Origin of the sequence: Streptomyces sp. NPDC032472, assembly GCF_040636955.1 — a bacterium.
Taxonomy (GTDB): Bacteria; Actinomycetota; Actinomycetes; order Streptomycetales; family Streptomycetaceae; genus Streptomyces.
In genome coordinates this window covers 24,182-35,586 of record NZ_JBEZVK010000068.1, presented here as the reverse complement: position 1 = coordinate 35,586, position 11,405 = coordinate 24,182, and the positions used below count along the sequence as shown (strand labels likewise).

General features: G+C 74.6%; 10 protein-coding genes and 1 pseudogene. 6 read left to right on the top strand and 5 right to left on the bottom strand.

Features of this window, described 5'->3' with window-relative positions; genetic code table 11:
• Together AB0F11_RS31080 and AB0F11_RS31075 are read left to right on the top strand one after the other, a co-directional pair.
• Window positions 1–519 (top strand): hypothetical protein (locus tag AB0F11_RS31080; protein ID WP_362180834.1); only part of this gene is annotated, 519 nt, incomplete at its 5' end.
• 177 nt (window positions 520–696) lie between these two features.
• Window positions 697–1,638, top strand: coding sequence for a SigB/SigF/SigG family RNA polymerase sigma factor (locus AB0F11_RS31075; protein ID WP_362180831.1), 942 nt, complete (start codon window positions 697–699; stop codon window positions 1,636–1,638).
• Window positions 1,639–1,680: 42 nt separating this feature from the next.
• On the opposite strand, the gene AB0F11_RS31070 is transcribed toward AB0F11_RS31075, so the two are convergent.
• Window positions 1,681–2,313 (bottom strand): PASTA domain-containing protein, encoded by a 633-nt coding sequence (locus AB0F11_RS31070; RefSeq protein ID WP_362180829.1) that lies wholly within the window; start codon window positions 2,311–2,313, stop codon window positions 1,681–1,683.
• A 262-nt stretch (window positions 2,314–2,575) separates the two neighbouring features.
• On the opposite strand from AB0F11_RS31070, the gene AB0F11_RS31065 reads away from it, so the two are divergent.
• A complete protein-coding gene (locus AB0F11_RS31065) occupies window positions 2,576–2,803 on the top strand; it encodes a hypothetical protein (RefSeq protein ID WP_362180826.1) in 228 nt (75 codons plus the stop codon).
• 194 nt (window positions 2,804–2,997) lie between these two features.
• A complete protein-coding gene (locus tag AB0F11_RS31060) occupies window positions 2,998–5,859 on the top strand; it encodes a TIM-barrel domain-containing protein (RefSeq protein WP_362180823.1) in 2,862 nt (953 codons plus the stop codon).
• Between the two features lie 13 nt (window positions 5,860–5,872).
• Here the strand turns inward: AB0F11_RS31060 and AB0F11_RS31055 are convergent, their stop codons facing one another.
• Window positions 5,873–6,442 carry a DUF6817 domain-containing protein gene (locus AB0F11_RS31055; RefSeq protein WP_362180821.1) on the bottom strand — a complete coding sequence of 190 codons (570 nt, stop codon included), beginning with the start codon at window positions 6,440–6,442 and terminating at the stop codon, window positions 5,873–5,875.
• Window positions 6,443–6,633: 191 nt separating this feature from the next.
• On the opposite strand from AB0F11_RS31055, the gene AB0F11_RS31050 reads away from it, so the two are divergent.
• Entirely contained in the window at window positions 6,634–7,542 is a 909-nt protein-coding gene (locus AB0F11_RS31050) for a LysR family transcriptional regulator (protein WP_362180818.1), read from the top strand.
• Here AB0F11_RS31050 and AB0F11_RS31045 read toward each other — a convergent pair.
• A pseudogene (locus AB0F11_RS31045) lies at window positions 7,519–8,793 on the bottom strand (MFS transporter); the annotation flags it as partial. The gene AB0F11_RS31050 and the pseudogene AB0F11_RS31045 sit on opposite strands and share 24 nt — an antisense overlap.
• Before the next feature lie 38 nt (window positions 8,794–8,831).
• Window positions 8,832–9,458 (bottom strand): TetR/AcrR family transcriptional regulator, encoded by a 627-nt coding sequence (locus tag AB0F11_RS31040; RefSeq protein WP_362180815.1) that lies wholly within the window; start codon window positions 9,456–9,458, stop codon window positions 8,832–8,834.
• A gap of 131 nt (window positions 9,459–9,589) precedes the next feature.
• Here AB0F11_RS31040 and AB0F11_RS31035 point away from each other — a divergent pair, with 131 nt between their 5' ends.
• Window positions 9,590–9,856 (top strand): DUF6158 family protein, encoded by a 267-nt coding sequence (locus tag AB0F11_RS31035; protein ID WP_361911045.1) that lies wholly within the window; start codon window positions 9,590–9,592, stop codon window positions 9,854–9,856.
• 84 nt (window positions 9,857–9,940) lie between these two features.
• Here the strand turns inward: AB0F11_RS31035 and AB0F11_RS31030 are convergent, their stop codons facing one another.
• Window positions 9,941–11,302 carry a tetratricopeptide repeat protein gene (locus tag AB0F11_RS31030; protein ID WP_362180812.1) on the bottom strand — a complete coding sequence of 454 codons (1,362 nt, stop codon included), beginning with the start codon at window positions 11,300–11,302 and terminating at the stop codon, window positions 9,941–9,943.
• Between the last annotated feature and the right edge of the window lie 103 nt (window positions 11,303–11,405).

The window sequence follows — 11,405 nt, the reverse complement described above, 5'->3', positions numbered from 1 at the left end:
CTCGCCGTGGCGCCGCCGGCCGCCGCTGCGCACCTCCCAGGCGTCGTCCCCGCGCCCCTGCCCCCGCAGAGCCGGCTGGCCCTGGTGACCGTGCCGCCCTCGCTCGGCGCGCTCCTCGGGATGCGCGGCGGGGAGCGCACCCTGGTGCACCACCGCCGCGACCGCGGCCCGGCGGGCCAGACCCTGCAGCACGCCGTCACGTACCTCTGCCCCAGGGTCGCCGCCCGGACCCCCGAGCTGGCCGGCTACCTCGACCGCGCGGGCGCCCGCGACGAAGACCTCGGCCCGCTGCACCGCTGGCTCGACCGCGCCGCCGAGCAGGGCCGCGTCGCCGAGACGCTGACCATGACCCGCAGCAGCCACCCCCCGGCCGCGGCCGGCGCCTGCGGGCTGACCGTACGGCGCACGCTGCACGACCACTCCGGCCGGCTGCTCGCCGTCACCGACCTCGCCTTCCCCACCTGGGACCGGCTCACCTTCCACCGGGACCGCGCCGTCAGCGGATTCCGGATCAGCTGACGCACGGGCGCCGGGCCCCCACAGGCCCCGGCGCCCCTGCGCGCGGGTACGCGGACGCGTGTGTCTACACCCTTCCGCTTACATCCGGCGAATCTTGACGTACCAGCTGAAAACCACCAGGATCTACGGCAGTCAAGGTCCCGCGCCGCAAGCCGACCAGCCCAAGGAGCGAACCCCATGCCCGCCCCTGCCCCGTCCTCCGCTTTCCAAACCGCCACGGTCGTGCCGTGCCCCCGCCGCCGCCCCGTGGCCGCCCGGATCGCGGACCTGCCCCGGATCACGGAACCGAGGGAGGTGGCCCCTGCGGATGCCAGGGAGTTGTCGCGGGTCTTCTTCCGGCGGCTGCGCGAACTGCCCGAGGACAGCCCGGAGCACCGCTACGTCCGCAACGCACTCGTCGAGATGAACTCCTCGCTCGTGCAGTACGCCGTCCGCCGCTTCCGCGGCCGCGGCGAGGGCGGTGACATCGAGGACCTCGTCCAGGTCGGCACCATCGGGCTGATCAAGGCGATCAACCGCTTCGACCCGGCCCGCGCGACCGAGTTCGCCACGCTCGCGATGCCGTACATCACCGGCGAGATCAAGCGCCACTTCCGCGACACCACCTGGGCCGTCCGCGTGCCCCGGCGGCTGCAGGAGCTGCGCATCGACATCGCGAAGGCGAAGGAGGAGCTGACCACCGCGCTCGACCGCTCGCCCACGGTCGCCGACCTCGCCGCCCACCTGGAGCTGTCGGAGGAGGAGGTCATCGAGGGTCTCGTCGCCGCCAACGGCCACACCAGCGGCTCCCTCGACGCCCCGCACGGCGCACACACCGAACACAGTGGCGAAGCCGTGGAAGGGCCCACCCTCGCCGACGTCATGGGGGCCGAGGAGCCGGCCCTGGAGCGCGTCGAGGACATCCAGACGCTGGCGCCGCTGCTGGAACAGCTCAGCGACCGCGAACGCCGCATGCTGCAGATGCGGTTCGGCGAGGAACTGACCCAGGCCCAGATCGCCGCCGCCCTCGGCATCTCGCAGATGCAGGTCTCGCGCCTGCTCTCCCGCGTCCTGGCCCACTTGCGCGCCTCGATGCTGGAGGACCCGGAGCCCGACGCGGGGACCGCGGCCGGGGGCTGAGGCGGCGCCCCGGACCGCGGTCCGGGGCTGCGGCGGTCGGGGTCAGGGGCAGGTCTCCTCGAACTTGACCACGTGGAATGCCACGGGTTGGCCCGTCAGCGGTGTGCCCGTCGGCGGGTTCTGCGTGCAAACCCGCCAGTTCGATTCCTGGAGCACCATCCGGTCCTGCAGGGCGTCCTTGACTGTGATGCTCGTGTTGCCGGGCAGGGCCTGGCGGGCGACCTTCATGCTCTTGCCGATGAAGTTCGGCATGGTCCCGCCCGCGGGCGCCGACGGCGGCGCCGACTCCTTGGCCGGGCATTCCTCCTCCAGCTTCACCGCGCCGAGGTCGATCTTCGTCGTGGTGTCGACGCCGCCGCCCGGCCCGGGCGTCTGCGAGCACACCTTCCAGCCCCGGTCGAGAACCTGCGCGCGGCCGCGCCCGAGCGCGTCATGGGAGGTGAGGGAGAAGAACCCGGCCGCCTGCGCGGCGTCCTGTGCGGCCTGCAGGCCCATGCCGACGAGGTTCGGCAGAGCGGCCTGCTTGGCGCCGCCGGGCTTTCCCGCCGCCGAGCCCGTCGACGACGCGGAGGTGGCGGGCTTGGGATCGCCCGCGGCGGGTGCCGGACCGCAGGCGGCGAGGGAGAGCGTGGCCACGGCTGCCAGGGAGAAGGCGGTGATGTGGTGGGTGCGCATCGGGCCATGCTCGGGCCGGCCGGTTGGGCGTGCACACGGTGTGACGGAGTTGTGACCTTCGGCAGCCGCCGACGCGTTTCAAACCGGGCGTCCGCGACCGGGCCGAGGCCGTGATCGCGGCGTACGAGTCGGGCCTCGTGGTCGCCGCCCGGACCGTCCGCCCCTGACGCTGACCAGCCGAAACCCCGATGATCGGCCCGTGCGCCAGGGGCCGGTCCGTGGCAGAGTGCCAGCACCACCACTGCCGCCCCAGGGAGCCCCCATGCGTGACCCGCACCCCAGGCCGCCGCTCGCGGCCGCCCCGGAGTGCCCGCCGCAGCCGCAGCCGGGCCCGCTGCCGCGCTGCCCCGTGTGCGCCGACGCCCCGGAGCGGATCTCCTGGCGCCAGCAGCCGGGCCGGCCCGTCCGCCTGGTCTTCGAACCGTGCGGCCACCGGCACACCTCCCCGGCCGCGCCGGTCCTGGCCGTCACCCCGCCGCGGCAGCCGTAATCACCGCAGGCCTTGTAAGGGCACCCGCTTCGAGCGGAGCAGTCCGTCTCGGTCCATCCCCTCCCGATGCTCAAAGCTGCTTGGTTACAGCCGATTTCGAGCAGCTTCCTTCAACTGATCTCCCTAGGCCGCTATGTTGCCAGGCGCATGCCAAAGCGGTGTGTCCGTTTTCCGGACCGCACGAGGAGCTGCCCATGAGACTGATCCCCATCCGCTGGAGTCCGCTCAGGCGGCAGCGCACCGTCCTGGCCGCGCTGCTCGCCGGTGCCCTGGCCGTGGCCGGGCTGTCCGCCGCCGGGCCCATGGCCGTCAGGGCCGCCGCGGCCCCGTCCGGCGCCACCGCGGGCGACGCCACCGGGCTGACCCGGTCCGGGAACACCTTCACCGTCACCACGACCAGCGGCGCCAAGGCCCGCGTGGTGGTCGCCCGCGCCGACATCTTCCGGATCTGGCTCTCGCCCGACGGCTCCTTCACCAACGACCCGGCCGGCGCCGACCTGGCCGCCACGACCGACTTCGGCCCCGTCGGCGCCGCCTCCGCCGACGCGGGCGCCTACTACCGGATCACCACCGGAGCCCTGACCATCCGCGTCAACAAGGCCCCGCTGAAGTTCTCCGTCTACCGGGCCGACAACGCCACCCTCGTCTGGCAGGAGAGCAAACCCACCTCCTGGACCGGCACCCAGACCACCCAGTACCTCACCCGCGGCGCCGACGAGCAGTTCTACGGCACCGGCCTGCGGCTCGGCGCCTGGGCGCTGCGCGGCCTGACCGTCCCGGTGGCCGTGGACAACAAGTGGCGCGAGAACGACAACGCCAGCCCGGCCCCCTTCTACATGTCCACCAACGGCTACGGCGTCATGCGCAACACCTGGGCCAAGGGCAGCTACGCATTCAACGCCCCCGCCACCCTCACCCACGACGAGAAGCGCTTCGACGCCTGGTACTTCACCGGCACCTCCCTCAAATCCGTCCTCGACGCCTACACCGACGTCAGCGGCAAGCCGTTCCTCGCCCCGATGTGGGGCCTGGAACTGGGCAACGCCGACTGCTTCAACGCCTCCAACCCCGCCTACCAGGGCGACCACGACCGGCTGCGCCACCAGACCACCCCCGACGTGGTCGGCTACGCCTCCGACGCCCGCGCCAACGACATGCCCTCGGGCTGGTTCCTGCCCAACGACGGCTACGGCTGCGGCTACACCGCACCCCTGAAGTCGACGGTGGACGCGCTCAAGGCGAAGGGCTTCCAGACCGGCCTGTGGACCTCCACCGGCCTCGGATCGATCGCGGACGAAGTCGGCACGGCCGGCACCCGCGGCGTGAAGACCGACGTGGCCTGGATCGGCGGCGGCTACAAGACCGCCTTCACCGGCGTGCAGCAGGCCGTGGACGGCATCGAGAAGAACTCCGACGCCCGCCGGTTCGTGTGGACGGTCGACGGCTGGGCCGGCACCCAGCGCAACGCCGTCGTCTGGACCGGCGACACCTACGGCACCTGGGACGACATGCGCTGGCACGTCCCGGCCGTCACCGGCGCCGGCCTGTCCGCCCTCAACTACGCCTCCGGCGACATCGACGGCATCTTCGGCGGCAGCCCGCAGACGTACGTCCGCGACCTGCAGTGGAAGGCCTTCACCCCGGTCTTCATGACCATGTCCGGGTGGGGCGCGACCAATCCGTCCGCCGGCTACCAGGACAAGCAGCCCTGGCGGTTCGCCGAACCGTACCTGTCCATCAACCGCAAGTACCTCCAGCTGAAGATGCGGCTGATGCCGTACCTGTACACGATGAGCCGCACCGCCCACGAGACCGGCGTGCCCAGCACCCGCGCCCTGGTCCTGGAGTACCCGGACGACCCGGTGGCCCGCGGCAACCTCACCAGCGGCCAGTTCATGGCCGGCGACTCCTTCCTCGTCGCCCCCGTCGTCTCCGACACCGCCGTCCGCGACGGCATCTACCTGCCCGCCGGGACCTGGACGGACTACTGGACCGGCAAGACGTACGCCGGACCGGGCTGGCTGAACGGGTACAAAGCGCCGCTCGACACGCTCCCCCTCTTCGTCAAGGGCGGGGCGATCGTGCCGATGTGGCCGCAGATGAACCACACGGGCGAGAAGCCGGTCTCCACGCTCACCTACGACATCCACCCGCGCGGCGCCTCCTCCTTCAGCCTGTACGAGGACGACGGCATCACCCGCGCCCACGAATCCGGCGCGTACGCCCGCCAGCAGGTCGACGTCACGGCCCCGGCAGCCGGCTCCGGCAACGTCACCGTCAACGTCGGCGCCCCCACCGGCAGCTACACCGGCAAACCGGCCTCGCGCGGCTACGAGTTCACCCTCCACGTGGCCACCGCCCCCGGCCTCGTCACGGCCGGCGACGGCGCCGCGCTCACCCGCCACACCTCCAAGGCCGCCTACGACGGGGCCGCGACCGGCTGGTACTTCGACGCCGCCGACCGCGGCGGCATCCTGTGGGTCAAGTCCGGGCAGCAGGCGGGCGCGTACGGCTTCACCGCCACCGGCACCTCCGTCCCGGCCGCCGACCCGATCCCCGCGGCGTCCGCTCCCCTCCCGCAGTCCGGCTGGACCCTGGTCTCGGCCGACAGCCAGGAGACCGCCGCAGAGAACGGCGCGGCCGCCAACGCCTTCGACGGCAACCCGGCCACCCACTGGCACACCGCCTGGTCCGGCGGGACCGCGGCCCCGCTCCCGCACGAGATCCGGATCGACCTCGGGGCCCGGTACGCGGTCGAAGGCCTCGGCCACCTGCCGCGCCAGGACGGCGGCGTCAACGGCCGGATCGGCGCCTACGAGGTGTACGTGTCCGACTCCGCCGCCGACTGGGGGCCGCCGGTGGCGACCGGCACCTTCGCCGACACCGCCGCCGCCACTTCCGTGCCGCTGACTGCGAAGACCGGCCGCTACCTGCGGCTGAGAGCGCTGACCGAGGCCGGTGGCCGCGGCCCGTGGACCAGCCTCGCCGAGATCACCCTCACCGGCCGACCCGCCGCCGTCGCACCGCCGTCACCACCGGCCGGCACCACCCGCTGACCCCGCCCGGGGCTCAGGAACCGCCGAGCACGGCCCGGCAGTCCTGCCGGGCCGGCTCGCTCAGCAGCTCCCGCCACCCGCCGAACAAGGAGAGCAGGTCCGGGCCGTAGGCCGCCCGGAACGCGGGGTCGCGGCGGGCGAGGTCCAGTTCGTTCGCCGCGGTCAGCTCGGCGAAATCCCGCCGCGACCGGCGGTCGGGGGAGTGGACGCGGCCGGTGAACCGGTCGCGGAACCCCGCCTCGTCGTCGGCCAGGACCCGCTGGGAGACCGCGCGGTCGCAACTCGCGTACAGATACACGATCCCCTCCGCCTCGCCGCCGATGGCCTGCGCCAACTCGGCCCGCCGCGACAGGGGAAGCAGGGCCGTGGCGAAACCGTCGGTGCCGTAGAAGGCGTGGCACAGCCCCGCCAGACACAGCTCGGGCCGTGCGCCCCAGGCCCCGAGCACGGCCCGTACGCGCTGCAGATGGGCGAGAAGGCTGCCGCCCGGGTGCGCGATGCCCTCGGCGCCGAGCTCGCGCAGCAGGGCAAGGGCGGCCGACTCACGCAGGTCGGAGGGGAGTTCGTGCGGCTGCTGGTCCATGGAGGTTCCCTCGTCGGGGGCGGGCAAGGAGGTGAGCGGGTCGGCACCCGTCCCCGCCGACGCCCGGGGTCCGGACCACGGCGCTGACGGGGACGGGTTGCCGCCCTGGGACCCGCATTGATCGTTGTCCACCCGGAAACCCAAGTCAATCCTCTGATTTCCTATCAACACCCAAGCTGTAGCTTGGGTTCATGACTCTCGACGACCTCCGCGTCTTCGTGGCCGTCTGCCGGGCGGGCAGCCTCAGCGCCGTCGCCCGCGACCTCGGCTGCACCCAGTCCGCCGTCAGCCAGCACGTCCGCCGGCTGGAGAAGCAGACCGGCACCGGCCTGCTGGAGCGCCACGCCCGCGGCGTCGTCCCCACCGAGGCCGGCCGCATCCTGCAGGCGGCCGCAGCCGACGGCATCGCCGGGCTCGACGGGGCGCTGCGCCGCCTCGACGAGCTCGTGCGCGGGGACACCGGCTCCGTGCGCATCACCACCGGGGCGACGACCGTACGGCACTTCATGTCCGAGGCGGTCGTGGACTTCCGCCGCCGCCACCCCGGCGTCAGCCTGGAGTTCCAGACCGAGAACTCCAGCCGCAGCTGCTTCGACGCCCTCGCCGCCGACGACCTGGACCTCGCCTGGATCACCATCGGCCGTCCCGTGCGCGGCATCGAGCAGCGCCCCGTCATGGAGCTGCCCTGGGTGCTCGCCGTCGGCGCCGACGACCCCCTCGCCGCCCGGCACCGCATCGACCCCGCCGACCTGGCCGGCATCCGCCACATCCGGCTCCCGGAGAACTCCGCCTCACGCGCCCACCTCGACGCCGCCTTCGCCGAGGCCGGCATCAGGATCCGCTCCGACACCAGCGTGGCCGACTGGGACACCGCCCTGCTCCTGGCCGAACTGGGCCTGGGCCACGCCGTCGTGCCCGCCCTGCCCGGCTGGCAGGTACCCGGAACCGGCGGCCCGCTGCGCCTCGTCCCGATCCCCGCCCTGCCGCCCCTGGCGGTCGGCTGGGCCGTCCGCCGCTGGGCCGCCCTCGCGCCGCTGGCGAGGGTCTTCGCCGACGAGGTCGCCCGCAGCTGTACGGCGCGCGCCGCGCGGCAGGGCTGAGGCCGCGAGCAGCCCCGCCGCGGCCAGGGCGGCCGGCCCGAGCAGGGCCCCCGCCGAGCTGCCCGCCCCCGCGGCCACGGCGATGCCGAGCGTCGGCCCCACGTTCATCGCGGTCTGCTTGAGCCCGCCGACCACCCCCGCGCAGCCGGGCGGGGCGTCCCCGACCACCGTCCCGGTCGCGGTCACCATGACGGCGGCGAAGCCCGCGCCGAGCACCGCGAACGCCGCCGTCACCCACGGCCCGGACCAGGCCTGGAGTCCCGCCACGCCGGCCACGACCAGGACGGTTCCGCCGAGCGCGGTCCGCCGCGGCCCGTGGCGCCGCAGCAGCCGCCCGGCCACCGGAGCGCCCGCCACCATGCAGACCGTCAGCGGCAGCACGAGCAGGCCGGTGGCCAGCGGGTCGAGCCCCCGCCGCTCCTGGAGCAGGAACGTCCCCGTGAACAGCGCCCCGAACATGCCCCCGGACACGCACAGCAGCAATGCCATCGACGCCGAGACGGGCACGGACCGCGCCACCGCGGCCGGTACGAGGGGCGCCGCAGAGCGCCCTTCGCTCCGTACGAACAGCACCGCGAGGCCGGCGGCCGCGGCGAGCCCGAGCACGGTCCGCACCGAGGTCCAGCCGTGGGCCGGTACACCGGCCAGCGCGTGGACGAGGACGGCCAGGGCCGCTGCGAGGAGCGCCGCCCCGGCGAGCTCCGGTCGCGGGCCGCCGGCCCCGCCACCCGCGCTCCGGTCGGCGGCCGGCACCCGTACGGCGAGGGCGAGCACGGCGATGGCCACGGCGATCGGCACGTTGAGCACGAACACCGAACGCCAGCCCGCCCGCGCGACCAGCAGCCCGCCGAGCAGCGGCCCGGCCGCCGCGGCCGCCCCGATGGCGCTGGTCCGCACGGCGACCGCCCCGGCCAGCCGGTCGGCCGGGTACGCGAGCCGCAGCAGCGCCAGCGTCGCCGGCTGGAGCAGGGCGCCGAAGACCCCCTGCGCGGCCCGCAGGGCGATCACCCAGCCGATCCCCGGCGCGAGCGCGATCCCCGCCGAGGCAGCGGCGAAGCCGAGGACACCGGTGACGAGCAGCCGGGTGTGCCCGTACCGGTCGCCCAGGCGCCCGGCGATGACGAGGAACGCGGCCACGCACAGCAGGTAGGCGGTGCTGGTCCACTGCACCTGCGCCACGTCCGCCCCGAGGCTCCGGGCCAGACGGGGCTGCGCCACGCTCAGCACCGTGCCGTCGAGGGCGACGAGCATGGCGCCGCCGACGCTGACGAGGAGGACGATCCGGTGCCTCACGCGTCCGCCACCCGTCCGAGGTGGGCGTCGAGCACCGCATCGACGATCCGCCCGACGAGCTCCTGACGGCCGTCGCCGAGCACCAGCGGCAGACTGCCCCACGCCCAGAGCTGGGCCGTGCCGTGCAGCCCGGCCCACAGCGCCGCGGCGGTGACCTCGGCGTCGCCGTCCTCGTCCCCGTCCTCGCGGCAGTGCGACACCAGGGACACCAGCATCCGGAACAGCGGCTGCGTGGAGGCGCGCAGCTGCGGCTGCCCGGTGTCCGGCCGGCCGGTGCTGTCCAGCAGGTCGTGGCGGAACATCAGCTCGAACATGCCGCGGTGCTCCAGCGCGTAGCCCAGGTAGGCGTCGGCGAGGGCCCGCACCTGCTCCCGCGGCGACCCCGCGCCGGTCCCCGCGTTCGCGGTCGCGGCCGCGAACCGGCCGGCGAGGTCAGCGAAGCCGCGGTGGGCGATCGCCGAGAGCAGGGCGTGGTGGGTGGGGAACCAGCGGCGGGGCGCGCCGTGGGAGACCCCGGCCCGGCGGGCGATCTCGCGCAGCCCGAGGGCGCCGGTCCCCTCCGTCAGCACGAGCTCCACGCCGACGTCGATCAGCCGCTCCCGGAGCGGGATTCCATGATCCATGGACACTGTCTACCAGGCGGGCGTAGACAGTGTCTACTCGCGGGTGCGGGCTCATCCGGCCGAAAGCCGGTGCGAAGGGGATGATGGAGAACGGGCCCGGATAGGACCGGCCAGGAGGAGGGAGAGCGGCCATGGTGGTGCACGAGAGCGGCGGTCCGTCGGCGCGCGAGCTGGAGGAGGGCAGGCTGCTCAAGGAGCTGGAGGCCATCCACCGCACCCGCCACGAGACCCTGCTGCACGGGTCGGACGATGCCCTGGTCACCCACACGCAGCGGATGAACGAGCTGGAGCACGAGTACGTGCGCCGGCACCCGCAGCGCGCCCAGACGGCGGGCCGCACCCGCACCGGCGCCCGCGCCCGCACCGGCTCGGACCAGGACAAGCCCGACGGCACCTGACCCGTACGGCCAGGCGGGACAGCCCGCCCGGCCCGCCCGGCCGCTCGGGCCGGGACCACCGCCCGGCCCGCCCGTCCGGATCCTTCAGTCCGGCCTGACCGGGTCGCCGCCGAGGACGGCCGGCGGGGCTGCGGGCGCCGGGCCCAGCGTGGTCGTCCCCGGGGCCGCGCGGTGCCCCAGCCCGGTCCGGTACGCGTCGAGCGCCGCCTCCGTCCGGCCGGTGCGCCGCAGCAGGTCCCCCAGCAAGCGGCACAGGTCCGCCAGATCGCCGCTGGCCCCGCTGCGCTCCAGCAGCGCCAGCGCCTGCCGGTAGTGCCGCTCGGCCGCCCCGGTCTCCCCGCGCTCCTGCGCCATCAGCCCCAGCAGCCGGTGCGCGCCGCCCGCGTGCACGGCCCCGCGGCTGTCGCCCAGCTCCAGCACCCCCGCCAGCAGCTCCGCCGCCTCTGCACCCCGGCCCAGCCGCCGCAGCACGTCCGCGAGCTCGACCTCCACCTGCGCCGTGTACAGGGCGGCGCGCCGGGCCGCCAGCATGTCCCGGGCCGTGCGCAACTCGGCCTCGGCCGCGGCGAGATCGCCGTTCTGCGCCTGTACGTAGCCCCGCATCCAGTGGCAGTGCGCCAGATCGGTCCGCAGCCGCAGCTGCCGGTAGACCGCCTGGGCCTTGGCCAGTGAGGCGTCGGCATCGGCCGGGCGCCCCGCGGCGAGGAAGGTCCGCGCGACCTGCCGGTGCATCCCCGCCACCAGGGCCGGGTCGTCGACCTGCGGCGCCAGCGCCAGGGCCAGTTCGGCGGCGTGGGCGGCGCGGGCATGGGCGCCCATGTCGATGTACGGCCCGATCACCGCGGCATAGAGCAGCACCAGGGCCTCGGGATCGGCGAGCCCGCTCGCGTTCAGCTCGTCGATGGCCGTTTCCAGCAGGTAGCAGGCGTAGCGCAGCTCCCCGGCGAGCAGATGGGCGACGGCGCGGCCGCGCACGGGCCGGGCCCGCCGGGGCAGGGGCTCGCCGGCCAGCAGCCGCTCGGCCTCCTCGAAGTGGGCGATGGCGGAGCCGAGTTCGCCGGCCTCCAGCGCACAGTCGCCGAGCCCGAGCAGTGCCTCCGCCTGCTCGGGCTCCAGGCCCAGCCCGCGCGCGTCGGACAGCAGTCGGCGGTAGTGGCCGGCGGCCTCGGCGGCGTCCCCGGTGGCCAGCGTCTGCTGGGCGTCGGTGAGTGCGAGCCGCAGCTCGGTGGCCAGGTGTGCGGGGCGCCCGGTGGCGAGCTCCTCGTACGAGACGCCCAGTCGCCCGGCCAGGAAGCGCAGCGCGGTCTCGGAGGGGCGGACCTTGCCCGCCTCCAGGGTCGAGACGTAGGCGGGGGTGTACGAGGGCTCGGCCAACGCCCGCTGCGTCAGCCCGCGTTCGGCGCGGATGCGGGCAACCCTGCGGCCGATCTCGGCCGGTTCGTCCATGCAGACCCCCTGGTGGTTCCAACGGCCCAGTATTCAGGGGCGGCAGCCCATTGCGCACGCCCCGGGCGGCCCCTACGTTAAGCAGCCGGTTCAATCTGCTTAT